26 protein-coding genes are annotated in these 24828 nt (G+C 72.3%); 13 read left to right on the forward strand and 13 right to left on the reverse strand.

Annotated features, from left to right (window positions below; translation table 11 throughout):
* Window positions 1–126: 126 nt before the first annotated feature.
* Window positions 127–1143 (reverse strand): SMP-30/gluconolactonase/LRE family protein, encoded by a 1017-nt coding sequence (locus tag AB0B68_RS07135; protein WP_357258253.1) that lies wholly within the window; start codon window positions 1141–1143, stop codon window positions 127–129.
* A gap of 183 nt (window positions 1144–1326) precedes the next feature.
* Between AB0B68_RS07135 and AB0B68_RS07140 the strand changes: the two genes are divergently transcribed.
* Entirely contained in the window at window positions 1327–1713 is a 387-nt protein-coding gene (locus AB0B68_RS07140) for an STAS domain-containing protein (RefSeq protein ID WP_357206061.1), read from the forward strand.
* A gap of 79 nt (window positions 1714–1792) precedes the next feature.
* Here AB0B68_RS07140 and AB0B68_RS07145 read toward each other — a convergent pair whose 3' ends face one another.
* Complete coding sequence (locus tag AB0B68_RS07145; protein WP_238685740.1) at window positions 1793–2185, reverse strand: FKBP-type peptidyl-prolyl cis-trans isomerase; 393 nt, start codon at window positions 2183–2185, stop codon at window positions 1793–1795.
* A 218-nt stretch (window positions 2186–2403) separates the two neighbouring features.
* Complete coding sequence (locus AB0B68_RS07150; RefSeq protein ID WP_357206058.1) at window positions 2404–2961, reverse strand: hypothetical protein; 558 nt, start codon at window positions 2959–2961, stop codon at window positions 2404–2406.
* Window positions 2962–3149: 188 nt separating this feature from the next.
* Between AB0B68_RS07150 and AB0B68_RS07155 the strand changes: the two genes are divergently transcribed.
* Both AB0B68_RS07155 and AB0B68_RS07160 read left to right on the forward strand, forming a co-directional pair.
* Window positions 3150–3839: a CBS domain-containing protein gene (locus AB0B68_RS07155; protein ID WP_357206055.1), complete on the forward strand. Its 690-nt coding sequence runs from the start codon at window positions 3150–3152 to the stop codon at window positions 3837–3839.
* Window positions 3840–4023: 184 nt separating this feature from the next.
* A complete protein-coding gene (locus AB0B68_RS07160) occupies window positions 4024–4965 on the forward strand; it encodes a TerC/Alx family metal homeostasis membrane protein (RefSeq protein ID WP_357206053.1) in 942 nt (313 codons plus the stop codon).
* An 80-nt stretch (window positions 4966–5045) separates the two neighbouring features.
* Here AB0B68_RS07160 and AB0B68_RS07165 read toward each other — a convergent pair whose 3' ends face one another.
* The 5 genes from AB0B68_RS07165 to AB0B68_RS07185 are packed head-to-tail and all read right to left on the reverse strand — an operon-like array spanning window position 5046 to window position 7476.
* Window positions 5046–5771: a helical backbone metal receptor gene (locus tag AB0B68_RS07165; protein ID WP_357206051.1), complete on the reverse strand. Its 726-nt coding sequence runs from the start codon at window positions 5769–5771 to the stop codon at window positions 5046–5048.
* Between the two features lie 56 nt (window positions 5772–5827).
* Window positions 5828–6388 (reverse strand): hypothetical protein, encoded by a 561-nt coding sequence (locus AB0B68_RS07170; protein WP_357258255.1) that lies wholly within the window; start codon window positions 6386–6388, stop codon window positions 5828–5830.
* Window positions 6385–6906: a DUF6286 domain-containing protein gene (locus AB0B68_RS07175; RefSeq protein WP_357258257.1), complete on the reverse strand. Its 522-nt coding sequence runs from the start codon at window positions 6904–6906 to the stop codon at window positions 6385–6387. Before AB0B68_RS07175 ends, AB0B68_RS07170 begins: the two co-directional genes overlap by 4 nt.
* Before the next feature lies 1 nt (window position 6907).
* The gene (locus tag AB0B68_RS07180; protein WP_357206042.1) at window positions 6908–7288 is read right to left on the reverse strand and encodes an Asp23/Gls24 family envelope stress response protein; all 381 of its coding nucleotides are present in this window, start codon (window positions 7286–7288) and stop codon (window positions 6908–6910) included.
* A complete protein-coding gene (locus AB0B68_RS07185; protein ID WP_357206039.1) occupies window positions 7285–7476 on the reverse strand; it encodes a hypothetical protein in 192 nt (63 codons plus the stop codon). Before AB0B68_RS07185 ends, AB0B68_RS07180 begins: the two co-directional genes overlap by 4 nt.
* Window positions 7477–7640: 164 nt before the next feature.
* On the opposite strand from AB0B68_RS07185, the gene AB0B68_RS07190 reads away from it, so the two are divergent.
* Window positions 7641–8516, forward strand: coding sequence for a hypothetical protein (locus AB0B68_RS07190; RefSeq protein ID WP_357206036.1), 876 nt, complete (start codon window positions 7641–7643; stop codon window positions 8514–8516).
* Window positions 8517–8811: 295 nt separating this feature from the next.
* Window positions 8812–10086 carry a hypothetical protein gene (locus tag AB0B68_RS07195; protein ID WP_357258259.1) on the forward strand — a complete coding sequence of 425 codons (1275 nt, stop codon included), beginning with the start codon at window positions 8812–8814 and terminating at the stop codon, window positions 10084–10086.
* A gap of 121 nt (window positions 10087–10207) precedes the next feature.
* Here the strand turns inward: AB0B68_RS07195 and AB0B68_RS07200 are convergent, their stop codons facing one another.
* Together AB0B68_RS07200 and AB0B68_RS07205 are read right to left on the reverse strand one after the other, a co-directional pair.
* Entirely contained in the window at window positions 10208–10555 is a 348-nt protein-coding gene (locus tag AB0B68_RS07200; protein ID WP_088989485.1) for an Lsr2 family protein, read from the reverse strand.
* A 144-nt stretch (window positions 10556–10699) separates the two neighbouring features.
* Complete coding sequence (locus tag AB0B68_RS07205) at window positions 10700–11311, reverse strand: response regulator transcription factor (RefSeq protein WP_357258262.1); 612 nt, start codon at window positions 11309–11311, stop codon at window positions 10700–10702.
* 98 nt (window positions 11312–11409) lie between these two features.
* Between AB0B68_RS07205 and AB0B68_RS07210 the strand changes: the two genes are divergently transcribed.
* The 5 genes from AB0B68_RS07210 (at window position 11410) to AB0B68_RS07230 (ending at window position 17382) form a co-directional block, all read left to right on the forward strand.
* Window positions 11410–12141, forward strand: a complete 732-nt coding sequence (locus AB0B68_RS07210; RefSeq protein ID WP_357258264.1) for a HAMP domain-containing sensor histidine kinase — start codon at window positions 11410–11412, stop codon at window positions 12139–12141.
* An 84-nt stretch (window positions 12142–12225) separates the two neighbouring features.
* Window positions 12226–13095 (forward strand): manganese catalase family protein, encoded by an 870-nt coding sequence (locus AB0B68_RS07215; RefSeq protein WP_357208524.1) that lies wholly within the window; start codon window positions 12226–12228, stop codon window positions 13093–13095.
* 134 nt (window positions 13096–13229) lie between these two features.
* A complete protein-coding gene (lon, locus tag AB0B68_RS07220; protein ID WP_355009832.1) occupies window positions 13230–15560 on the forward strand; it encodes an endopeptidase La in 2331 nt (776 codons plus the stop codon).
* A gap of 129 nt (window positions 15561–15689) precedes the next feature.
* Window positions 15690–16094 carry a DoxX family protein gene (locus AB0B68_RS07225; protein WP_357208219.1) on the forward strand — a complete coding sequence of 135 codons (405 nt, stop codon included), beginning with the start codon at window positions 15690–15692 and terminating at the stop codon, window positions 16092–16094.
* Between the two features lie 88 nt (window positions 16095–16182).
* The gene (locus tag AB0B68_RS07230; protein ID WP_357258266.1) at window positions 16183–17382 is read left to right on the forward strand and encodes a right-handed parallel beta-helix repeat-containing protein; all 1200 of its coding nucleotides are present in this window, start codon (window positions 16183–16185) and stop codon (window positions 17380–17382) included.
* Between the two features lie 93 nt (window positions 17383–17475).
* Here the strand turns inward: AB0B68_RS07230 and AB0B68_RS07235 are convergent, their stop codons facing one another.
* Window positions 17476–19209 (reverse strand): DEAD/DEAH box helicase, encoded by a 1734-nt coding sequence (locus tag AB0B68_RS07235; protein ID WP_357258268.1) that lies wholly within the window; start codon window positions 19207–19209, stop codon window positions 17476–17478.
* Window positions 19210–19313: 104 nt separating this feature from the next.
* Complete coding sequence (locus tag AB0B68_RS07240; protein WP_357258270.1) at window positions 19314–20258, reverse strand: hypothetical protein; 945 nt, start codon at window positions 20256–20258, stop codon at window positions 19314–19316.
* Window positions 20259–20390: 132 nt separating this feature from the next.
* Between AB0B68_RS07240 and AB0B68_RS07245 the strand changes: the two genes are divergently transcribed.
* The 3 genes from AB0B68_RS07245 to AB0B68_RS07255 are packed head-to-tail and all read left to right on the forward strand — an operon-like array spanning window position 20391 to window position 22715.
* A complete protein-coding gene (locus tag AB0B68_RS07245) occupies window positions 20391–21545 on the forward strand; it encodes a histidine kinase (protein WP_357207767.1) in 1155 nt (384 codons plus the stop codon).
* Window positions 21542–22147: a response regulator transcription factor gene (locus tag AB0B68_RS07250; RefSeq protein WP_355009838.1), complete on the forward strand. Its 606-nt coding sequence runs from the start codon at window positions 21542–21544 to the stop codon at window positions 22145–22147. Before AB0B68_RS07245 ends, AB0B68_RS07250 begins: the two co-directional genes overlap by 4 nt.
* Before the next feature lie 49 nt (window positions 22148–22196).
* A complete protein-coding gene (locus tag AB0B68_RS07255) occupies window positions 22197–22715 on the forward strand; it encodes a 2'-5' RNA ligase family protein (protein ID WP_357207775.1) in 519 nt (172 codons plus the stop codon).
* A 124-nt stretch (window positions 22716–22839) separates the two neighbouring features.
* Here AB0B68_RS07255 and AB0B68_RS07260 read toward each other — a convergent pair whose 3' ends face one another.
* A complete protein-coding gene (locus tag AB0B68_RS07260; protein WP_357197777.1) occupies window positions 22840–24810 on the reverse strand; it encodes a tachylectin-related carbohydrate-binding protein in 1971 nt (656 codons plus the stop codon).
* Between the last annotated feature and the right edge of the window lie 18 nt (window positions 24811–24828).

Genomic DNA, 24828 nt, shown 5'->3' on the forward strand with positions numbered 1-24828 from the left:
GCCGGGCGACGGGACGGGACACCCACCGTGTCGATCTTGCACTTACCGCGCCGGCATAAGGGGCATTTCACGCAACCCGGCGACAGGAAACGCAAGATCGGCGCGGTGGTGGGGTGCAGGGCAGGGTCAGGTTAGGGGTACGCGGGCCACTCCGGGACCGGTCAGGCTGCCCAGCCAGAGGTGGTCGCCGTGTTGGCGTACGCCGGTGATCATCGAGTAGTGCCCGTTCGGACCGTGCAGCGTCCGGCGGACCGTTCCCGCGTCGTCGACCAGCGCGACCAGCCCGTAGCGGCGTGGCTGCGGCTGCATCGCGTCGGGCAGCAGGGCGGCGATCTGGCGCAGGCGCGGATGGGGCAGCAGCCGTTCGGCGATCGGCACCCGGGGGCTGGGCAGCGCGATCCAGTACGTCCCATCACCCACCGAGGCGAGATTGTCCGGGTACGCGGGCAGGTCGGCGAGGACCCGCACACCGCCTCCGAGCTCGACCCGCAGCAGACGGTGGGTGCTGGTCTCCACCAGCATCAGCGCCGACTCGTCCGGGGTCAGCGCGATCCCGTTGGGAAAGTACAGCCCATCGGTCACCACCTCGGTGCGGCCGGTGCCCGGATGGTGGGCCAGCACCCGCCCGTTGGGACGGTGCTCCAGCAGGTCCCGCTTCCAGTGCGAGACCGGAAACCGGTCGGAGCTGTCGGTGAAGAAGATGGTGCCGTCACGGCCCACCGTCGCGTTGTTGGCCAGGTGCACCGGGGGTGCCGTTCCGGTCAGTTCGCGTACCGCGCCGTCCGGGGTGACCCGCAGCAACCCGCGGTACGCGTCGCAGACCACCAGGGCCTCACCGGACGGGTCCAGCTCGATGCCGAGCGGACGGCCCCCGGTCTCGGCCAGCAGGTGGGGTGTGGTGCCGGCCCGCGCGTCGACCGGCCACCACCAGAGCCGACCGTCCTCGTCGCCACTGATCACCCGCCCGGCGCCGTCGACCAGCACGTCCTCGGGGCCGACGGCGCCCGCGGGGAGGGGGAGCAACTCGGCCTCGTCCAGCCGACGGTCGATGGGGGCCCATGCTCCGGCCAGCGCCGGAGGGCTGGTCGCCGGCTCGCGGACGGGGCGGATCAGCCGGGGCGGCCGGGGTCGGGAGATCAGCATCGACCTATTCTCCACCCGGATGCCGGCCGGCCCCCGGGTTCCGAGCCCGCGCGGCGCGCCGCGGGAGGCCCCTGACTCCACCCCGAGGAGGAGGTGGGGTACCTCGGGGTATGCCCCTGGGCGTACCCGGAATCACTCCGCACAGGGGCGAAAGTGTCGGTGGTGGGGGCTAGATTTCTAGGCATGGAAGAGCACAGCGACCGGCTGGACGTGCAGGTCAGCGTGGGTGACCAGATGGTCCTCGTGCGGGTGGCCGGCGAGATCGACATCGCCACCGTGGCCGCGTTCCGGTCCGCGCTGTGGTCCGCGCCGCCCCGGCCGGTCCTTCAACTGGACCTGTCCGGGCTGCGGCTGCTCTCCGCCACCGGCGTTCGCACGCTGCTCGCGGCGCATCTGCGCGTGCGGGCCTGCGGTGGCGAGCTGGTCCTGGTCGACCCGAGCCCGGTGGTGGCGCGGGTGCTGCGCGTCAGCGGGCTGCACCGCGTGATGCCGATTCTGGAGCTGACCTCGCCGATCGAGGCCGCGCGTCGCCCGGTGATCGCCACCACGGACCTGCAACTGGCCGCCTGATCTCGATCGACGAGGTTGCCCGTCACCGTCTCAGCCGGGCACGGGGCCGCCGGCGCGTACCGGCGACCCCGACAATCGGTCAGCTCACGCCGAGCAGGTCGACGACGAAGACCAGCGTCTCGCCCGGCTTGATGACGCCGCCGGCACCCCGGTCGCCGTACCCCAGGTGCGGCGGAATGGTCAGACGGCGGCGACCGCCGACGCGCATGCCGGCGACGCCCTGGTCCCAGCCGGCGATGACCTGACCGCCGCCGAGCGGAAAGTCGAACGCCTCGCCCCGGTTCCAGGACGAGTCGAACTCGCCGCCCGTGGAGTGCGACACGCCAACGTAGTGCACGCTGACCAGTTGGCCCGGCTCGGCCTGCGGGCCGTCGCCAACGGTGATGTCCTCGATCACGAGGTCGGCCGGCGGTGCACCCTCGATCGGACCAACCTCGGGCTTGCCCGACTGGGCGCCTGCTGCCTGGGTCATGCGGGGATCTCCTGCCGTGTTGGGTGATGTGTCCGGTCACCGTCGATCCTGCCGGATCACCCCTCACCGATGTGCGGCGGACCCGCAACCTGCTCCGCAGCCCCCGTCCGTCGGTCGAGCACCGGCGTCCCGGTGGCGCTGCGGGCCCGGCCGGTGGAACGACGCCGTGGCGGGCGTCACCGATGCTGGTGACGCCCGCTGAGGGGGGTGTGCGGAGTTCACCGCAGCCAGGGTGTCCGCTGGACGATCGGCAGCGTCGCCCACACCCGGCCCAGGCCCCAGGTGTCGCCCGCGTTGACCAGCGCCAGGACCGCCAGCACCGCCGCGTAGATCAAGTGGTCGTCCATGAAGGGGTTGTTCTCCGGAGGCAGGACGGCGGTCCACATCATGACCAGCAGCAGCCCACCGGCCACGGCGGCGACCCGCATGCCGATGCCGAGCAGCAGCGCGACACCGATCCCGGCCAGGCCGATCATGAAGAGCCAGTCCGCCCAGGCGGCACCGGCGATCCCGGTGTAGAGATCCTTGAACGGGCCGGTCACGCCGAAGGTCAGGAATCCCTTGGTGGGGCTACCCCCGTTGATCCAGGCGTTCTTCGACTCGGTGGCCATCCCGAAACCGAACACCTTGTCGATGAAGGCCCAGAGGAAGATCCAGCCCAGTGCCAGCCGGGTGCCGGCCAGGATGTACCGGACGGCCCGCTCGTGAGTGGTGCCGGCCTTCGCAGCGGTGTTCTCGGCGGTGACCCGCTCGGTCGTCGCGATCATGGTCTCCACGTCCTTTCTCAGCTTCGCACCGCGCTTCCCGGTGGCATCTCCAGTGGACGCTCCCGGCGTTCCCGGCGGCAGGGCCGACAGACCGCAACCGCTCGGGACGTTCGACCCCTCCGGTCCGGTCCGGCGGCCCTGACGACCGTCGGCGCTCGGTCGTAGCGTCCGAGATGGACCACGAGAGGGAGGCCGTGATGAGGACCTGGCAGGTGGGTGACGTGATGACCCGGGAGGTCGAGACCGTGGTGGCCGAGACCCCGTACCGGGAGATCGTCGATGTGCTGTTGCGCCGCGGGGTCAGCGCGGTGCCGGTGATCGACGATTTCCGCCGAGTGCTGGGGGTGGTGTCCGAGGCCGATCTGCTGCACCGGGTCGAACGCGCCGGTGAGCCGGCGCTGCGACGGGTCTTCGAGAGCCGCCGTCGGCGTGGCGCGCGGAGCAAGGGTGCGGCCCTGCTGGCCGGCGACCTGATGACCGCGCCGGCGGTCACCACCGATCCGGAGGCGCCGCTGTCCGCCGCTGCCCGAGTGATGGACCGCGAGCAGGTCAAGCGGCTGCCCGTGGTGGACGACCTCGGCCGGTTGATCGGCATCGTCGGTCGTGCCGACCTGCTGCGGGTGCACCTGCGGTCGGACGCCGAGATTCGTGAGGACGTGGTGCAGGAGGTGCTTCGCCGGGTGCTCGCCGTGCGGGACGGACTGGTCACGGTCGAGGTCCGCCACGGTGACGTGACGCTTGCCGGTCGGCTGGACCGCCGCTCCGCCGTCGACCTCGCCGGTCGGCTCGCGGCGCAGGTCAGTGGCGTGGTGCGGGTGGCAAACGCGATCGCCTACGACGCCGACGACACGGTCACCGACCCCGGCCAGGTGATGCCGGTCGCCTGAGGGCGGCTACCCGCCCGCCCGGAGCCTCAGCCGCCGCCCGCACTGCTAGCTGCCAGATCATCGTATGGGCCCGACCCGACTTCGTTCGACCGCCCGATGCCGGGTCGGGCGTTCACCTAGGCTCGAAAAGGGCTGGCCGGCCTGGTCGACGGGCGGTGCGCGGTGGTCGATGCGGAGGGCGTCGGTGGCTGAGGCGACGGTCGCGGTCCCGCTGTGGGCCTGGGCGGCGGTCGGCACGGTGATCGCGGTGCTGCTCGCCGTGGATGTGTTCCTGCACCGGGACAACCACGTCATCGAGCTCCGCGAGGCGTTGCTGTGGAGCGCCGTCTGGATCGGCGCGGGTCTGCTGTTCGGGTTGGTCGTCTGGTGGGGCCTCGGGGGCGACCCGGCCATCGCGTACTTCTCCGGCTACCTGCTGGAGAAGGCGCTCTCGGTGGACAACGTGTTCGTCTTCGCGCTGCTCTTCGGCTACTTCCAGGTGCCGTCGGGCTACCAGCACAAGGTGCTGTTCTGGGGTGTCGTGGGGGCGCTCGTCTTCCGGCTGCTGTTCATCCTCGCCGGTGCCGAGTTGCTGGACCGGCTCGCCTGGGCCGGGTTCGTGCTGGGTGCGTTCCTGATCTGGACCGGCTGGCGGCTGGCCGTACGCGGGAAGCCGGACGTCAACCCGGAACGCAACGTCGTGGTCCGGCTGTTCCGGCGGCTGGTGCCCACCGACGCCCGCTACCACGGCGACCGGTTCACCGCCCGGGTGGCCGGCCGACGGGTGGCCACGTTGCTGCTGGTCGCGCTCGTCGCCATCGAGGCCACCGACGTGGTCTTCGCCATCGACTCGGTGGCGGCGATCCTTGCCATCACCACGAACACCTTCCTGGTCTGGACGGCCACCGCGTTCGCCGTACTGGGGCTGCGCAGCCTCTACTTCTGCCTCGCCGGCCTGCTGCGGCACTTCGGCTACCTGCGATACGGGTTGGCGCTGCTACTGGCCTTCGCCGGGCTGAAGCTGATCCTCGCCGAGACGCCGGTGGGCAAGCTGCCGGTCTGGTTGACCCTCGCCGTGGTGCTGCTGACCCTGGCGGTTTCCATCGGCGCCAGCACCCTGGCCGCCCGCCGCCGAACCGACGCTTGACCCGCCGAACCGAGGGCTGAGCCGCCGGGACGCTGGCTGAGCCGACGGGTAGTGCCCCGACCGCCGGGTGGCGGCGGAGGTCAGCCGGCCAGCACCGGCCGGGACAGCTGGTCGGCGAGCAGCGCGGGCGCCTCGGCCAGGGACGGGCCGTACCAGGTGAGGTGCCGCCCGGAGAGCAGAGCGCACGGTACGCCGGGGAACGCCTCGGGCCCGTCGTCGGCGGTGAACCGGTACGGCTCGTCGGGCAGCACCACCAGGTCGGGCTCCCGCTCGCGTAGCTCGGTGAGGGTCGGGCGGGGATAGCGCTCGGGGTGCTCCTCGTAGGTGTTCGACACGCCGAGTCGACGCAGCACGTCACCGGCGAACGTGTCGCCGCCGAGCACCACCCACGGTCGACGCCAGACCGGCACCACAGCGCTGCGGGTCGCCGTCAGCGGAGGTGGAGTGGCCCACGCCCGCCGGGCGGCCCGCAGCCAGTCCGGCTCCGTCGGCGCACCCAGTTCGGTCAGCAGGTCGCCCAGCTCCGTCAACGCGCCGGGAACGGTCCGTGGATAGGTGACCCGCACCGGCACGCCGGCCGCCCGCAGCGCCTCCGCGTCGGCGCGGCGGTTCTCCTCGACGTTGAGCAGCACCAGGTCCGGCCGCAGCGCACGCACCCGGTCCAGATCGGGGTACTTGCTGCCACCGACCCGGGCCACGTCGAGCCCGGCCGGGTGGCTGCACCAGTCGGTGGCCCCGACCAGTGCTCCCGGCAGGGTCAGCGCCACCGCCTCGGTCAGGGACGGCACCAGCGACACCACCCGCACCCGCGTACCTCCGTTCGCCGCCGACACCGATCATGCCCCCTCGTGCCGACGTCGGGTCAGGGGTGGCCGGGCTCGATGCGGGCGGTCACGTCGAGGTGCGCGGGCTGGCAGTCGGTCGTTGCCGCGAATCGGCGGACCGCCGCGCGAACGTGTTCGCGTACGCCGGCGGTCGGCGCGTCGGCGGTGAGGTCCACCCGGATCCACACGTCGGGGTGCGGTGGTTCGCCGGTGAGCACCACCCGGGCCCGGCGTACGCCGGGGTTGCCGGTCAGGTCGCGTACCAGCGCGTCGGCGAGGACGTCGGTGGCCAGCCGGGTCCGGCCCGGCCGGCGTCCGGGGTGGCTCAGGGTGCCGCGCAACGTGCCATCCGGGCCCCGCAGCTCCCGGGTCAGCAGGCGCTGCCCGGCCAGTGCGAGCAGGGCTGCGGCGGCGGCCGCGGCCAGGCCGCTCCACGGCGCGGCCCTCCGCAACCGCTCGACCAGCTCGGCGCTGAGCAGCGCCGCCGCCGGGTCGGTGCCGGGCAACGTGCCGAGGCTGGCCGTCAGTGCCGCCGCGCCGCCCGCGACCAGCAGCAGCGCGATGATGGTCCACAGCAGCCGGTGCCCGGCGTTGGTCACGCCGGCCGTCGCCGGGGCAGCAGCCGGACGTCGATCCGGGCCGGGCGCGGTGCGGTGAGGTGACGCAACTCCTGGTGCACAGCGAACTCGATCTCCGCCCGGGCCGCCGGGTCGCCGGTCGCGCGGACCCGGGGGCGCCACTGACCGCCGCGCCGTCGGACCCGAACGCGGGCACGGCGGACGCCCGGCACCGCGCTGGCGGCGTCAGCGAGCCGCCGTTCCACGCAGCGCCGGTGCAGGTACCAGCCGTCGTGCTCGTCGGCGCGCAGGCGGGCCGGTGTCCAGCGGCGCAGTTGGGCGACGAGGATGGCCAGGCCCAGCAGGAGAGCCCCGCCGGCCACGGCCCGGACGGTGGGGTCGCGCCACCGGGTGCCGCTCAGCGCGTCGAGCCAGCCGCTGGTGTCGAGCGGTGTCGGTCGGTGCAGGGTGAGCAGCAACGCCTGGACGGCCGCCGCCGCGCCACCGAGAAGCAGCACGGTGGCCAGCAGCAACGAGGCGACCCGGTTGGCGGTGCGCATCTCAGCCGTCCTCCGGAGTGGCGGTGCCGACGCCGGAGGAGTCGACGCCGGGGACGAGCAGGTCGTCAACGGTGACCGTCACCACCGCCACGCGGAGCCCGGTCTGGGCGGCCACCCGGTCGGTGACCACCGCCCGGACCGTCTCGGCGATAGTCGGCACACTGTGCCCGTACCAGGTGATCAGGTGCAGGTCGAGTCCGACGGACCGGTCATCCAGACGGACCGCCGCCGGGCGGACGACGGACACGCCCGGCACGAGGCTGGCCGCCTGCACCGCGATCCGCGCGACGTCCGCCGTGTCGCCAGGGCGGCGTTCCGGACCGGCCGTCCCGGCGGCCAGTCCGGTGCTGGGGTTCGTCCCCGCGGACGGGCGGGTGGTCATCGCCGCCGCCGAGTGTCGGCGCGGCGATCGCCGAGACCGGTCATCGCGAGGTCGCCGTCGAGCACCCGGACGACCAGCCAGCCGAGCAGACCGGCGAGCACGGCGAGGGCGGCCACGCCGACGCCGGCGAGCGCCCAGACCGCCACGGCGAGGAACCCGGCGAGGAAGCCGAACTGCTGTCGCGACATGCTCACCTCCGGGCCGGTCCGGTACCGGCGGTCGCTGGATACACCCGGCGGCCACCCCTGGAACGTCAACGCTGCTGTGATACACGTCACAGGAGAAGTCGATGGCCCATGATCGACCACCTAGACTCGGCCCGGCTCGACCGACCGGCGGATGGATCAGGCAGATGACGAGCATCGGGAGCGACGACCGCGGTTGGCTGCGGGCGATGCCCGCCGAGGCGGGGCGCGACGCGCTGCTCAGCCGCGCCGGCCATCGGGTCCTGGCGGCACGCCGGCTCACTGACCTGCTCCAGGGCCGCCCGCCCGGCGTCACCGGCAGTCAGTGGACCTCGGCGAGCCGCGCCAGCTTCGACTTCGTGGTCTACGCCGCCGACACCGGCCGTCCGGTCGTCGCCGTACAGATCGGCCCCGTTCCGCCTCCCGGCTCGGCGCAGCAGCGCGTGGAGCGCCTCACGGACGCGGTGGGCGCGGCCGCCGGCCTGCCCACTCTGCGGATCGGGTCGCCCACGTTGAGCGCCGCCGAGCATGGCCGCCGCCTGGTCGAGTACGTGATCGACGCGCGCGCGTACGCCGAGGGCGGGGCCACCGCCGCCGGGACCGAACCGGCGCCGGTGGGCTTCCGGGACATCCTGGGCCGGCTGCCGGACGGGCGTACCGGGCCGGTGAACGACCTCGGCGCGCTGACCCGTGTGGCAGCGGTCGAGGCGTACGTGGCCGGGCAGGTGGCCGACCCGATCGTGCGAGGACTGCACGTCCGCTGGGTAAACGGGCCGGCACAGGGGTGGAGTTGGGTGCAGGTACGCCCCGACGCGTGCCTCATCGAGCAGGTCTCGGTGACCGAACACCGTTTCTCCTGCGGCATCGACGCGGCCCGGCTGGCCGAGGATCTCGCCGCCGTCGCCGTGGGGGAACGACTGCGCGAGAACGCCGTCGCCGACCTGCTGTCGCGCGCCGAGTGGACCGCGCAGATCGCCGCGCTGAGCCAGCGCCGCCACGAACTGGTCGGCGGGTTCGCCTTCGACCACCTCTGCGCCGACTGACCAGCGCCCGTTTCACCTGCTGATCCCTGCTCCGCACCGGCTCCGTGTCGGGTCGCGGCAATTTCCTGTGCGTCTGTTGAACCTTCCCGGCCGCCGCCCCGTACTCCTGCGCGAATGAACAGGATCTCCCCATCCGCGTCCACCGGGCGCGGGAGACGGTGCGGAAAGGGCATCGTCGGCCATCGACGCATTACCGGGTAGGTCACGGTGGGTCGCCACCGCGGCGTGCCACCTCACATCCGTCGGTCCGCCGAGGGCAGAAATCCACTACCGGATCGAGAAGGAGAGCAATTCGATGCGCAGGTCCACTCGGGCGCGCCGGCCTTCCGGCAACGCGCGGAGCAAGCGTCTGCTGGCAGTTGTCGGCACGCTCGCGGTCTTCGGCGGAGTTGTCGCCGTGACTCAGATTTCGTCGGCCCAGGACCGGCGGACAAATAAGCCGCGTCCGGCTTCCGGGCAGTGCGTGGAGCCGAGCCCGGGCGCGACCGCGCCGACCGGTGGCGGCTCGACCAGCCGAACTTGGCAGAACGGTCGGTGGGTGCGTAATCACTGGGGTGACGGACAGCAGTCGGTCCCCGAGTGCGAGGACGGCAAGGACGGCACCGTGGGCACCGGCACGGCCATCGCCTGTCCGGACGTGGCGAGCAAGCTGCCGCAGGTGCCAGACCGGGCTCGGGCCGAGGTGGACCGCAACCTCGCCCAGTTGCAGACCCAGATCGCCGAGGCGGACCGCCGGCTCGCCGCCGAGGGCAACAAGGGTGAGGCGTTCATCCGCAACGCGATCCTCCAGCCGTTGGCCGGCAAGCGCCGCGCCGTGCTGGACCGGATCACGACCGCCATCGACCGGGCCGGACCCCGGCCGCAGGGCCTCGCGCAGCTCGCCGAGTGCCAGGTGCAGCCCACCGGCGGAACGGGCGGCAACAACGGCGGCGGCACCACTCCCACCACCACCCCCGGCGGTGGCAACAACGGTGGCGGGAACAACGGTGGCGGGAACAACGGCGGTGGCACCGAGCCCGGCGCCGGGCTCGGCGTGCTCGCCAACGACTGCGACGAGAGCCGGCTCGAGCCGCACAACGGTTTCCAGAACGGCAACCGCTGCGTGAGCACCGAATTCGGTGAGGTCGGCGCGGCGGCCAACAACCCGTCGCTGCTGATCACCCAGTTCCCCGACCAGGTCGGCCAGAACCAGCCCTTCACCCTGCGGGTCAGCACCCGCAACCTGGTCCGGGACCGCTTCCTGGCCGCCGGTCAGGGTGGTTACTACGTGGAGAGCTCGCTCCTCAACGACCAGGGCCTGGTCCGCGGTCACTTCCACACCGCGTGCCGGATGCTGGACAGCCTGACCGCTCCGCCGGAGCCGCAGGAGGTGCCCGCGTTCTTCGTCGCGACCGAGGACGGCCGCGGCGGCGCCCAGCCCGACGAGGTGACGATCCAGATTCCGGGCCTGCCGGAGTCCGGTACCGCCCAGTGCTCCGTCTGGGCCGGTGACGGCTCGCACCGCCTGCCGATGATGGAGCGGGCCAACCAGACCCCCGCCTTCGACTCGGTGCGCATCGACGTCAACTGACCTGACGTACCGGCGGCGGCCGGCCACCCGGGGCGACGACCCGGGGTGGCTGGCCGCCGCTTCGGTTGCCCGGACAAACGACGGGGCCCCGCCGTTTCCGGCGGGGCCCCGTCGAGTCGCGTCAGCGGCTCTTGTACGCCTCGACGACCTCAACCGGGATCCGGCCGCGCTCGGAAATCTTGTAGCCGTTCTTGACGGCCCATTCCCGGATGGCCCGGTTCTGCTCCCGATCCATTCCCGCGCCGGCGGGTCGCCCCGGCCGCCGGACCGAACGGGCGCTCTCCACCGGGCCGCGCCCGATCCGCCGACCCGCATTGATGTACGGATCGAGCGCCTTGCGCAGGACGCCGGCATTCTCGTCGGAGACGTCGATCGTGTAGGCCACGCCGTCGAGACTGAACTCAACCGTCCGGTCGGCCTTCCCACCGTCGAGGTCGTCGGTCAGGACCGTGATTACTTTTCTCGCCATTGCCGATTACTCCCTGTGTGCGGCGGGATGTGTCCAAAGTCTGACCTATCACCCCGGTAATCCGCAACAATATGCCTTCCATTCATTCGGCGCGTCGCGATTCCGTTACCGAGCAAAACCATGAATCGGTTCGGTGGCGAGGCTTCATTCCCCGAGGATGCCGCTGTGACCGGCGATGGCAGCCGCCTCGGCCCGGTTCGAGACCCGCAACTTGCGCAGCAGCGCGGCGGTCATCCGTTTCACCGTCCGTTCGGAGACGTGCAGTTCTTCGGCGATGTCGACGGTGTTGCGGCCGGCGGCGATCGCCCGCAGCAGCCGCCGTTCCTCGCCGTCCAGGTCGACGGGCGCGGAGCGGGTGGGCCCCAGCAGCATGGCGCGCAGCAGTTCAGCCGGCAGTACCGCCCAGCCGTCGAGGATCGCCAGCAGCGGGGGCAGCAGCTCCTCCGGTTCGCTGGTCTTGGGCAGGAACCCCTCGGCACCGGCCCGCAGCGCCTCCACCGCTGGCCCGGGGTCGGCGGAGCCGGACATCGCGACCACCCGTACCCGTGGGGTGGTCCGCCGGATCGCGGCCACCGCCCGGATGCCGCCGGGCGGCGGCATGTGCAGGTCGACCAGGGCCAGGTCGGGGCGGCAGCTGCTGACCAGGGCCGCCGCCGCGGCGGCGTCGCCGGTCGAGGCGGCCACCTCGACGCGTCCGTTGGTGGTGATCGGGAGCAGCAACTCCAGGCCGCGGACGAACAGGGGGTGATCGTCCACGACGACGAGTCGCAAGGTGGAGGCTCCCGGCATGTCTGCGCCGTTCCCCAGCGGGTACCGATCATGCGGGTTCGCACCGAACGAGAGGACTCGGGTGGATGCGCGTACGGCACGGTTTGCGGGACCTGCTGCGAGGGTTGCGCCCCATTGAGCCGACACCGGGCGAGAAGCGACCGACGGCGGCCGATTCCGAGCTGCTGCTGCGGGTGCTGTGTCACGAGTTCCGGACGCCGATCAGCACCCTGACCTCGCTGACCCGCGCGTTGGCCGACGAGCGTCGGGAGCTGACCGGGGACGACCGGCGGGCACTCAGTGCGCTGGCCCGCGACCAGGCCGCCCACCTTCAGAGCCTGCTGCGTGACGCGACCGCCGGCACCGGTGTGCTGACGCCGACTCCGCAGCCGGATCCGGCCGTCGCGCTGGCGGGCATCCTGCGGGAGGCCGCCGCGTTGGTGCCGCTCGCCCGTCGGCGGGTGCGAGCCACCCGGGAGGCGGCCTCCTGCCCGGTGCCGTCCGGACGAACCCGACAGGTACTGGTCAACCTGGTGCAGAACGCGCTACGGCACGGGCCGCCGGACGGACAGGTCGGGCTCTACGCCACGGTGCGCGGCCCGAGCCTGAGCATCCTGGTCACCGACGAGGGTCGGGTCGACGATGCGCTGCTGGTCGCGCTGCGGCGTCCGGCGCCGGCCGTCGGGATGTCCGGTCTGGGCCTGTGGATCGCGCGGCAGCTCGTCGCGACGGACGGGGGAGCGTTGCGGGCGCACCGGCTACGGCCGCGTGGAGTGGCGTTGGAGGTGCTGCTGCCGATGGCCCGCCCGGTGCGCTGACCCGGCCGGGACACCGGTTGGCCCGCTCGGGTCATCGGGGCGGGAACGGCCTCGCTACCTATTTTTCGGTACCGAGGAGGTTGGATGTTCAGCCACGTCAAGGATCTGCAGTTCGAAGCCAAGCCGGACGGCCCGGATGCGGCGTTCGCCCGGCGGTTGCAGGAGGTGCTGGGCGGCAAGTGGGGCGAGATGACGGTCGCCAACCAATATCTCTTCCAGGGTTGGAACTGCCGACTGCCCGGCAAGTACAAGGACCTGCTGCTCGACGTCGGCACGGAGGAGATGGGCCACGTCGAGATGATCGTCACGATGATCACCCGGCTGTTGGACAACGCGCCGCTGTCACTGACCGAGGGGATCGCGGAGGATCCCGGAGGCGCCGCGACCTACGCCGGTGAGAATCCGGCGCACTTCATCCACGGCGGAGGTGGCGCCCTGCCCGCCGACTCCAACGGGGTGCCCTGGAACGGCTCGTTCGTCACCGCCAGCGGCAACCTGCTGGCCGACTTCCAGCTCAACGTCACCGCCGAGGCGCAGGGTCGGCTCCAGGTCGCCCGGTTGTTCCACATGACCGACGACCCGGGCGTCAAGCAGATGCTGCGCTTCCTGCTGGCCCGCGACACGATGCACCAGAACATGTGGCTGGCGGCGATCGAGCAGCTCAAGGAGGACGGCCTGGAGGAGATGCCGGTGCCAGAGGCGTTTCCGGACTCGGGCGAGTTCACCGAGGAGTACGGCTACACCTACCTGGGTTTCTCCTCGGGCACCGACGCCGCCCAGGGGCGCTGGGCGTCCGGGCCCTCGCCGGACGGCAAGGGCGAGTTTCGGTACGACGACAACCCGCGGGCGAACGCGCCGGAACCGGTGCTGGCCCCGGGTGACCCTCGTCTGTACGGCACCAACCCGGGAGTGGCCGGCTCGGTGGTGAACACGGTGAAGAGCAAGCTCACCTGAGGTGCCCGTCGGGTCGCCCACCGGTCCCGGGCGACCCGACGGACCGGGCGCGAAAGTGGCCTGGGTCACAGGCCGGAACAAGGGGAACGCTTTGTTACTTGAGTGAGACACGCTCAACTAACGCGAGGTGTTCGATGGCAACTCTTCCGGTACTGCCCCTGACCGACGCCGTGCTGCTGCCCGGCATGGTCATCCCGGTGACCCTCGACCCCACCACCCAGGCCGCGATCGACGCGGCGCGGGCGACCGGCGACCGCAAGCTGCTGGCCGTGCCGCGCATCGACGGCGAGTACGGCCCGGTGGGCGTGGTCGCCACCATCGAGAAGGTCGGCCGCCTGCCTGAGGGCGAGCCCGCCGCCGTCATCCGTGGCCTGTCCCGGGCCCGGATCGGCTCCGGCGTGCCCGGCCCCGGCGCCGCCCTCTGGGTCGAGGCGACCGAACTCGACGAACCCGCCCACGCCGGTCGGGCCCGCGAACTCGCCCGTGAGTACCGCGCCCTGGTGACCTCCGTGCTCCAGCAGCGGGGCGCCTGGCAGGTCATCGACGCGGTGGAGCGGATGACCGACCTCTCCGAGCTGGCCGACTCGGCCGGTTACGCGCCCTGGCTGACGCTGGAGCAGAAGACCGAGCTGCTCGCCGCGCCGGACGTCACCGCCCGGCTGGAGCTGCTGGTCGGCTGGGTGAAGGACTACCTGGCCGAGCAGGAGGTCACCGAGCAGATCAACAGTGACGTCCGCGAGGGGCTGGAGAAGTCCCAGCGCGAGTTCCTGCTGCGCCAGCAGCTCGCCGCGATCCGCAAGGAGCTGGGCGAGGACGAGCCGGACGGCTCCGCCGACTACCGGTCCCGCGTCGAGTCCGCCGAGCTGCCGGAGAAGGTCCGCGAGGCGGCCATGCGCGAGGTCGGCAAGCTGGAGCGGGCCAGCGACGCCTCCCCGGAGGCGGGCTGGATCCGTACCTGGCTGGACACCGTGCTCGAGATGCCCTGGGGCACGCGTACCGACGACAACACCGACCTGACCGCGGCCCGCGCGGTGCTCGACGCCGACCACGCCGGCCTGGCCGACGTCAAGGACCGCATCCTGGAGTACCTGGCCGTGCGCAACCGGCGCGCCGAGCGCAACCTCGGTGTGGTGGGCGGTCGCGGCTCCGGCGCGGTGCTCGCCCTCGCCGGTCCTCCCGGAGTGGGTAAGACCAGCCTCGGCGAGTCCGTGGCGCGGGCGCTCGGGCGCAACTTCGTCCGGGTCTCGCTCGGTGGCGTCCGCGACGAGGCGGAGATCCGCGGGCACCGGCGCACCTACGTGGGGGCGCTGCCCGGTCGGATCGTCCGCGCGCTGCGCGAGGCCGGTTCGATGAACCCCGTCGTGCTCCTCGACGAGGTGGACAAGCTGGCCGCCGGCTACGCCGGTGACCCGGCCGCCGCCCTGCTGGAGGTGCTCGACCCGGCCCAGAACCACACCTTCCGGGACCACTACCTGGAGGTCGACCTCGACCTGTCCGACGTGCTCTTCCTGGCCACCGCCAACGTGGTGGAGTCCATCCCCGGCCCCCTGCTGGACCGGATGGAGCTGGTCACCCTGGACGGGTACACCGAGGACGAGAAGGTCTCCATCGCCCGTGACCACCTGCTGCCCCGGCAGCGGGAGCGGGCCGGGCTGACCGCCGACGAGGTGGAGATCGCCGACGAGGCGTTGGCGCTGATCGCGGGGGAGTACACCCGAGAGGCCGGGGTCCGGCAGCTCGAACGTGGCCTCGCCAAGATCCTGCGCAAGGTGGCGGTGACGCTGGCGACCGACCCGTCGCCGGTACGCGTCGACACCGACAACCTCACCCGCTACCTGGGGCGGCCGAAGTTCACCCCGGAGTCGGCCGAGCGCACCGCGGTGCCCGGCGTGGCAACCGGCCTCGCCGTCACCGGCGCCGGCGGGGACGTGCTCTTCATCGAGGCGACCAGCATGGAGGGCGAGCCGGGGCTGACCCTGACCGGCCAGCTCGGTGACGTGATGAAGGAGTCGGCGCAGATCGCGCTCTCCTACCTACGCTCCAACGGGCGGCGGTTCGGCATCGACCCGAACGCTCTCGCGGGACGCCGGATCCACGTCCACTTCCCGGCGGGCGCGGTGCCCAAGGACGGTCCGAGCGCCGGCATCACCATGGTCACGGCCCTGGCGTCGCTGGTCACCGGCCGCCCGGTCCGTCCCGAGTTCGGGATGACCGGTGAGGTGACGCTCTCCGGTCGGGTGCTGCCGATCGGTGGGGTGAAGCAGAAGCTGCTCGCCGCGCACCGGGCCGGCCTCACCGAGGTGATCATCCCGGCGCGCAACGAGCCCGACCTGGACGACCTGCCGACCGAGGTGCGCGAGGCGCTGACCGTGCACACCCTGGCCGACGTGGCCGACGTGCTCGCCCTGGCGCTGCGCCCGGCCGACGTGAAGACGCTTGACGGGCCGGCGCTCTTCGCGGTCTGACGCTCCGACCATCCGGGCCCCCGCCGTCTTGCGACGGCGGGGGCCCTTTCGGTACGCGGGGAGGTCTACTGTCTCGTCTGCACCGTCAACCACCTCTCCGCCGCGAGGCGGCCCCTGGAGGAACCCCCCGTGAACGTGGTGCTCTGGATCATTCAGTTCCTGCTCGCCGCCGTCTTCGCCGGTGCCGGGCTGGCCAAGCTGAGCCAGCCCAAGGAGAAGTTGCGCGAGGTGATGCGGTGGGTGGACCCCGTCCCACCGTCACAGGTCAAGTCGCTCGGCGCGGTCGAGCTGCTGGCCGCCGTCGGGCTCGTGCTGCCCGCTGCCACCGGCATCGCCACAGTGCTCACCCCGCTCGCCGCCGTCGGGCTGGTCATCGTCATGATCGGCGGCCTCCTGGTGCACCTGCGCGCCGGCAAGCAGCAGACCACCCAGCAGGGGCGTCGCACCGAGATCCAGGGCGCGGTCACCTGCGCGGTGCTGCTCGTCCTCGCCGCAGTGGTGGCCTGGGGCCGTTTCGGCCCGTACGCCCTCTGATCCGCGTCGGCGAGCACGCGACAATGCACAGTAGAGTCTGCCCGCCGCTCGAGGTGGCACTCAACGGGGGAGAGGCATGGAACCGATCGTGAGCGCACCTGGTGCGGTGCCGCCGGCAGCGCCACAACGGTCAGATCCACCGAGCCGACGGTTGGGACGGCGGGTGCTCTTCGCCGGCGGCGCGGGCGCCGCGGTGGCGACCACGGTGGCCACCCTCGCCGGTGCCGAACAGGCGGGATCGCCGCCCGTCACGACCGTGCGGGAGGCCCCGCTCAGCCTCCGGGACCCCCGGGTCGGCTGCCGGCTCGACGGCAGTGACGAGTCGGACAAGGTCACCACGGCGCTGAACCTGCTGCCGGCGGGTGGCGGGGAGATCTTCCAACCGGTGGGCGCGCTCGGTCTCGGATCGGAGGTCCGCTTTCCGACGAGTGTGACCTGGACCGGCGAGAACATCGGCGCCGCGATCATCCAGCCGGCCCCGGGCTACACCGGCCGTCTGGTCTCGAGCGGTAAGTACAACCAGATCTCCAACGTGCACTTCTACGGCATGCAGACCTCCAACGTGCTGTTGACCGTCCGCGGCCCCCGGTCGACCTTCCACCACCTGCACTTCGGCAACTCGGGCAGCCACGCGATCGAGTTCCTCGGCAAGGACGCGGACACCAGCGCCCACGCCAACAAGATCACCGATATCAACATCGAGGACTGCCTCGGCGTCGGCATCCTGGTGAACAAGGTCGCGTACGACAACGAGTTCCTCAACGTCTGGGTCGGTGAGTGCCAGACCGGGATACGGCTGCTGGACAGCGCCTGCTTCTTCGACAACCTGCATGTCTGGGGTTGCCGGGGCAACGGAGTGGAACTGCGCGAACCCGCCCACCGGAACATCTTCCAGAACGTCTACCTGGAATCGAACGGCACGAGTGGCACTGGCAGCGGCGCCGACCTTCGGCAGGTCTGGGGGACCCAGTTCATCGGCGGCCGGCTGTGGCGCAACGCCACCAACGGCATCGAGGTCTCCTCATCCGGACGTACCCGGATCATGGGGCTCGACATCCACGACAACGGCGCGAACGGGATCCTCGGCCGCGACGCCGACCTGTGCCAGGTGATCGGCAACCAGTTCTACGACGACGCGACGCCCCGCCGCCAGGACCGACCGATCGTGACGGTCGGCACCAGCAACAACTGGATCGTCACCAACAACGTGATGCGGGCGTACGACCACCGCTCCGGTGGCGCGTCGCTGGCCGGCGCCAACAACGTCGTCAACGGAAACATCGGCTAGACCGGCGGGCGGCGGGTGCCCATGTTTTTCCCGCCGCCTCGCCAGGCCGGGTCGTCGGCGGCCGTCGTACTCCGGCGGTCGCCGACCGCGTTCTCAGCGCTCGTCGCCGCCGCGGTCGCGGCGCACGGTGGCCCTGCGGCCCTTGATCGTGCTGGAGCGCAAGCCGGAGATGACCTCGTCGGCCACCCCCTGCGGCACCTCCACCAGTGAGAACCGGTCGGCGATCTCGATCGAGCCGATGTCCCGGCCGCGGATGCCGGTCTCCCCGGTGATCGCGCCGACCAGATCCTGCGGGCGCACCCCGGCACGTCGACCCAGGCCGACGAAGACCTGCACGGTGTTGCCGCCGCCGGAGCGGGGCCGGCCCCCGCCCCGCCGGTCGCCGCCCCGGCCGCCGGCGTCCGGTCGGCCCTCGCGCGACCCGCGGACCGGAGCCTGCGGGATCTCCTCCTCGTCGTCGGAGCCCGGCGACGTCACCTCGTGGGCCAGCTTCACGGCGGCGAGGGCGACCTCCATCAGGTCGAACTCGTCGGTGAGCGTCTCCACGATCACCCGGAACGGGTCGAGGTCGTCCTCCAGCAGGCTCTCCCGCAGGGCCGCCTGGGTCAGTTCCAGCCGCCGGGTACGCATGTCGGCCACGGTGGGGATCTTGTCGATGGTGATCCGCTGGCCGGTCACCCTCTCGATGGTCTTGAGCATCCGGTGCTCACGCGGCTCGGCGAGGGTGATCGCCACGCCCTCGCGGCCGGCCCGACCCACCCGACCGATCCGGTGGACGTACGACTCCGGCGCGGACGGCACGTCGTAGTTGACCACGTGGGTCAACTGCTCGACGTCCAGCCCCCGCGCCGCCACGTCGGTGGCCACCAGCAGGTCGGCGGTGCCCGCCCGCAGCCGGCCCATGACCCGGTCGCGCTGCTCCTGGCTCATGCCACCGTGCAGCGCCTCGGAGCGGTAGCCCCGACCGTTCATCGTCTCGGTCAACCGGTCGACCTCTTCCCGGCTGCGGCAGAACACGATCGCCGCCGTCGGGGACTCCACGTCCAACACCCGACCCAGCGCGGCCGGCTTGTGCGCCCGGGTCACGATGTACGCGCTCTGCCGCACCCGGGGCGCCTCACCCGCGACCGTCTGCTCCCGGCCGATCTCGATCCGCACCGGTTCGCGCAGGTGCTGGCGGGCCATCCCGTCGATGCGCGAGGGCATGGTGGCCGAGAAGAGCACCGTCTGACGCTGCGCCGGAGCGTGCTCCAGGATCGCCTCGATGTCCTCGGCGAAGCCCATGTCGAGCATCTCGTCGGCCTCGTCGAGCACCACCGTGGCCAACCCGCCGAGGCGCAGGGTGCCCCGGGCGATGTGGTCGAGGGCCCGCCCCGGGGTGGCCACCACCACGTCGACACCGCTGTCCAGTGCCCGCAACTGCCGCCCGATCGGCTGCCCACCGTAGATCGGCAGCACCCGCGCGCCCAGGTCCTTGCCGTAGCGGTGGAACGCCTCGGAGACCTGTACCGCCAGCTCCCGGGTCGGCACCAGCACCAGCGCCACCGGGTCGCCGCCCTGGCGGTGCGCCGTCATGAGGTTCAGCAGCGGCAGCGCGAACGCGGCCGTCTTGCCGGTGCCGGTGGCCGCCTGCCCCAGCAGGTCCCGACCCTCCAGCAGCGGTGGGATAGCCTCCCGCTGGATGGGAGTCGGCTCCTCGTATCCGAGGGCGGAGAGGGCGCCGAGCAACTCGGCGCGGAGCCCGAGCTCGGTGAAGGCGCTCACCTCGTCGGTGCCGTCCGGGGTGGTGTCGATCGGTGCGTCGTGCTGTGCAGGTGCGGAACTCATGTGCCAAGCCTTTCATCACGCCGTCCGGGCCGTTGCGGCGACCGCCACAAGAGCTGTCCCGAGCCCGTGCCGCCGCCGTTCCATGATCCCGGTGGCGTCCCCGGTCAGGCGTCGGTGGTCAGGATGGCCAGCACCATCACCGCGGCGAGGGCCACGTCGAGCACCACGCAGAGCTCGGCGTAGGCGCGCGGCACCACCCGGCGGTTGCGGTGGTGCACGATGTCCCAGCCGGCGTGCGCCAACCACCCGAGCGCCACCAGCCAGGCGGCGGTCCGCCCACCGGCCAGCACCGCGACCAGCGTCAGGGCGACCCAGATGGCCAGACCGGCGAGTTGGGTGGCGAGCACGCCCCGCCCGCCCAGCGTGCGGCGGGCCATGCCGATCACCAGGTAGCCACCGGGCAGCACCAGCATCGTCCACGGGCTGAGCACGGTCGGATCGACCCACATGTCCACCGTCAGCAGCAGCGCCAGCCCGCTCGGCCAGTGGCGGGCGAGCGCCACCACGGCCGGATGCCGGCGGATCGGCACCGGCGCCTCGTGCCGATGACGCACCGCCACCAGCACCATGGCCGGCACCATCAGCAGGTGACCGCCGAGCATCAGGGCGTCGGCATCCAGCAGGCCCGCCCACCACGGCACGAGCAGCAGCAGGAACGGCACGTACATCGCAGCGGCCATCTCGGCGACCCCACGCCAGTGGTGCGCCCGGTAGCGCATCCACACCGTCATTCCGACGGTCATGTTCGTGGCCATCACCAGTGCGGCGACGTCCGGCCGGGCCAGCGCATCGGAGACTCCCAGGGCGGCGCCGGGCAGCTCCCACAACGGCCCGAGCAGCAGCATCCCGGCGATCATCGCCAGCGCCATCTCGCCCAGGTGCCACAGCAGCCGCCGCGTGCTGCTGGTCGCTGCCGCGGCGGTCGGTGCCGCGGCGGTCGGTGCCGCCGCACTCGGCGTCGCGGTCGAGGGGGTCGGCTCGTCGGTGGGCAGGGGCGCGGGCGACGGTACGGCGGTGAGGTCGTCCGCGTACATCCTGGTGTTTTCCATGTCTCGACCCTGCCGGTGCCCCCGGTGTGGCCGGCAGACCCGTTCGTCACGGAAAAACCGTGCGGGCCGCACGGCCCGACCGTGACAGTTCGCATGGGTGGACCATGCGCCGGGCGGTCCTAGGATCGGTGCGTGGCGAGCGAGGCGGTGACTACCCGGGCGGACCGGCGGCTGCGTCGCGCTCGACGGGCGACGCTGGTGTCGCTGGCCACCGGCGTGTGGGCGAGCGTCCTGTTTCCGGCGGTCGGCCTGACCCGCGAGCCCGACCGGGTCCGGGTGACGCTCGGCGCGGTCGGCATCCTCGCCTTCGTGATCGCCCAGACCGTCGTCCTGTACGCGGCCGTGACGCCGTGGCTCGACCCGCGCTGGCGGCGTCGGGCCGAGCTGAGCCTGATCGGGGTGGCGGTGCTGACCGTTCCGCTGGTGGGCCCGGTGGCGGCCGGCAGGTGGCCGACCTGGGCCTGGCTCGGCGCGGCGCTGATCGGCATGACGCCGCTGCTGGTGCGGTGGCGGGCCGCGCTGGCGGTCGCGGTCGGCGTCCTGGCGGTGTCGGTCGCGGTGGCCTGGTGGACCGGTGGTTCCGTTGCGCGTCACCTCGCCGTGACCGGCGCAATCGGCGCGGCGGTCGCCGCCGTCAACGGGTTCCAGGTCTGGTTCTGGGACCTGCTCGTGGAGGCCCGGCAGGGCCAGGCCGCCCAGGCCCGGCTCGCCGCCGCCGAGGAACGGCTGCGCTTCGCCCGCGACGTGCACGACGTCCTGGGGCACCACCTCACGGTGATCGCGTTGAAGGCCGAACTCGCCGCCCGGCTCGCACCGGTCGACCCGGAACGGGCCGGGCGGGAGGCCGCCGAGGTGCAACGGTTGGCCGCCTCCGCGCTGGGCGAGGTACGCGAGACCGTGCACGGCTATCGGGCCGTCGACCTCGACGAACAGCTCGCCGCGGTGGTGGGGGTGCTGCGCTCCTGCGGGGTGCGGTGCACGGTTCTGCCACTGCCGGCGGACCTGCCGCAGCCCGCCGCGATCGAGCTGGCGGCGGTGCTGCGCGAGGCGAGCACCAACGTGCTGCGGCACAGCCGGGCTGACTGGTGCCGGATCCGCATCGATCGGGAGGATGACGTGGCCAGGATGACGGTGGCCAACGACGGCGCCGACGACCGCGGCCCGGACGCGCACAGCCACGGCCTGCGCGGGCTGGCCGACCGGCTCGCCGCCGCCGGGGGCGAGTTGCGGGTACGCCGGGAGGACGCGATCTTCACCCTCGAAGCCACAGTGCCGGCGCCGTCGTGATCCGCGTCCTGCTCGCCGACGACGAGGATCTGATCCGGGTCGCCGTCGCCGCGCTGCTCGCCCTGGAACCGGACATCGAGGTGGTGGCACACGCCGCCGACGGGAAGACAGCCGTCACCGCGGCGCTGGCGCACCGTCCGGACGTGGCAGTGGTGGACCTGGAGATGCCGGGCCTGGACGGCATCGCGGTAGCCGCCGAGCTGACCCGGGTCCGACCCGAGTGCGCGGTGGTCGTGCTGACCGGGCACGGTCGTCCCGGGCACCTGCGCCAGGCGCTGACCGCCGGCGCCCGTGGGTTCCTGCCCAAGGGCTCGCCGGGTGGGGCGCTCGCCGACGTGATCCGCCGGGTGCACGCCGGAGGGCGCTACGTCGACCCGACGCTGGCCGCCGACGCGTTGACCCTGCCCCCGTGCCCGCTGACCCCTCGGGAACTGGAGACGCTGCGGCTGGTGGAGGTCGGCGCCCCGGTCGCGGTGATCGCCCGTCGGGTGCACCTGTCCACTGGCACCGTGCGCAACCACCTCTCCGCCGCCGTGCAGAAGCTCGGCGCCGCCGACCGGGCCGAGGCCGTCCGCACCGCCCGGGACAACGGCTGGCTCTGACTTCGGTTGGCGTCCGCCGAGCAGGAGGGTCGCCGGCTAGCGTGGGCGCGTGCGTACTGTGGAGCTGGTCTGCTCGCCCGGCCTGGAGGTCGCGGTCCGGGCGGTCTGGGGCCGCCTGGCCGCCGCCGGGCTACCCAGCCTGGCCCGCAACATCCACCCCACCAACCGGCCGCACCTCACCCTCGCCGCCGTCGACGAGTTCCCGCCGGGGGTCGAGCACCGCCTCGCCGAACTGTTCGACGCCGCGCTGCCGGTTCCGGTGACACTCGACCGGGTCGTCGTCCTGGACGGCAGCGCGCCACTGGTCTGGCTCGTCCGACCCACGCCGGCGCTGACCGCGCTGCACGCCGCCGTCTGGGACGTTCTCGCCGATGCCGACGGACACCGCCCGTGGCACTCGCCCGACGCGTGGGTACCGCACCTGAGCCTGGCCCTGCGGTTCCGCGACGCCGACCTGCGGTTGGCGCGTGCCGTGGCCGGTGGGCAGCGCCCGACGGGCGACTTCGACGCCGCCCGCAGTTACGACGGCACGGACCGCTCGGTGACCGCGCTGACCCGGCTCCGCTGAGGCCGTCGCCCGCAAAGGCCCCGACGTGCCGAAGTGGCATCGCGGCCGCCTTCAAGGAGGGCAGCAGTCAGGCCGAGGCGGCCGTCGGAGCGTGTCGCCCCGACGGCCGCCGGCCCCATCCTGGTCAGTTGTCGCGCGGCTGCGGGATCTCCTGCCTCGTGAACGAGATGCCCGCCGCCGGGGCGGCCCGGGTGGCGATCGACGCAGCCGACTCGTCGGTGTCGTAGAGCCGAACCGAACCGTTGGCGGTCCGGCTCACGAAACCGAGTCGGATGCCGTTGGAGTTCTGGAAGACGAATGCCGTCGGGTCGGTCGGATAGGTCTCGTCCGGTACCGTCGCCGTGGCCCAGTCGCCCCAGGCGGTGGAGCCTGCGGCGGTCTGTCGGCTGTGCTGGATGGTGTCGTCGGTCGTCCGGGTGAACACCGAGACGCGGCCGGTGTTGGGGCTCAGGACGGCGGACGGGGAGCCGACCGGCGTGATCCCGCTGGCTCCCACCGCGGTCCAGGTGCCGGGCCAGGTGCCGTCGATGTTCTGCAACTGGCTCTTGACCACTCCGTCGGTGTGGCGGGCGAACACCATCAGGCGACGGCCAGGCAGTGTCACCACGCTCGGCGTGTCCACGAAGCCCGTGCCACCCAGCCCCGTCCAGGCGGAGGTCAGCGCGCCACCCTTGTACGTGGCGGCCTGCAGGGTGCCGGCAGCGTTGGCCACCAGAAGTGTGGCGGTGCCGTCAGCGCCCGGCACGGCGACCGGCGTCCCGGTCAGGCCGGTGCCACCGAGCGGCGTCCACGGAAACAGATCGCCGGCCGTGCCGTCCTGCCGCCGGTGCCACAGTGCGCCCTCGGCGTCCAAGGCGAAGACCACGCGGGTGTCGTCGGAGAGCCGGACGGCGGTCGGCTCCGAGCGCATCGCCCCACCGAGGGCGAGCCACGGGTTCCAGTCCGGCATGGCCGGCGTCTTCTGAGTCAACGAGCCCACGTTGCTGGTGGTCTCGTGGGCAACGATGGTGACCCGGTTCTGGGCGTCCGAGACCAGCGACGGCTTACCCGTGTACGCCTCGGTGCCGGGCGCCGGTGACCACTGGATCGAATACAGCGAGTCCGGGTTCGCGCGTCCGTGTCGCAGTTGACCGATGTTGTCGGTGTAGGCGATCTCCAGGCTGCCGAGCGCGGTGCCGGCGGGCGGGGCCTGCACGACCGCCAACGGGGCGTTCTGCTGCACCGGGGTGGCGGGCAGCGCGGGGCTGGTGATCGCCCCCTGCCGGCAGGTGTTGGTGGTGGTGAAGACGTTCGGGAAGCCGGCCCACCCGTTGCCGATCTGGTCCGCGGTCAGTGCCCAGGACAGGTTGTCCTCGCGGAAGCGGTACTGGAACAGATCACCGTCGGCCTGAATGCCGAAGAGCGTGTCTCCGCCGGCGGAGAAGAGCCCCTTGGTGAACCCCTGCCAGTCGCTCGAACCGACCTGACGGTCCCGCAGGAGCCACCGCTGACTCGCCGGGTCGAACCGGTGTCGGTAGAGCTTGCCGTCGGACGTGCGGCCGTAGAGGACGCCGGGGGCACCGGCCACGATCAGGTTGTACCGGTCCCAGCCGGAGTCGATGACACGTGCGTCGATGGTCCATTTCCGCGTCGGCTCGTCGAACCGGTACCAGCGCAGTTTGCCCTGGGCGTCGACGGCGTAGAAGTCGCCGATCTGATCCACAGTGATCTTGTTGCGGTAGCTGGCTGTCGCGTAGTTCGTGAAGCTCGAACTGATGATCCAGTTCTGCTTGCCGTCGACGGGTTCCCAGTCGCTGCCCGTCCATCGGTAGCGGTTGAGTCCGGTCGAGTTGATGCCGTAGACCCGGCCGTCCGGCCCACCCAGCAGGCGGCCGAACGTCTGCCAACCGCCGGGGCCGACGGTGGAAGCGGCCGTCCAGGTGCCGCCGTCCTTGCCCGGGGTGCTGTACTGGCGGCGGGAGAGCGTGCCGGCCGTTGTCGAGTTGAAGAACGCCGCGGCCCCTGTGCAGCTGAAGGCGTCGGTGGCCGCCTGCGCGGGAGACGCCGGCAGCGGTGCCACGAGGCCGGCGGCGCCGATGAGCGCTGCGGCGGTCAATGCCAGCGACCGACGCCG

This window comes from Micromonospora sp. NPDC049049 (assembly GCF_040649115.1).
GTDB lineage: Bacteria > Actinomycetota > Actinomycetes > Mycobacteriales > Micromonosporaceae > Micromonospora.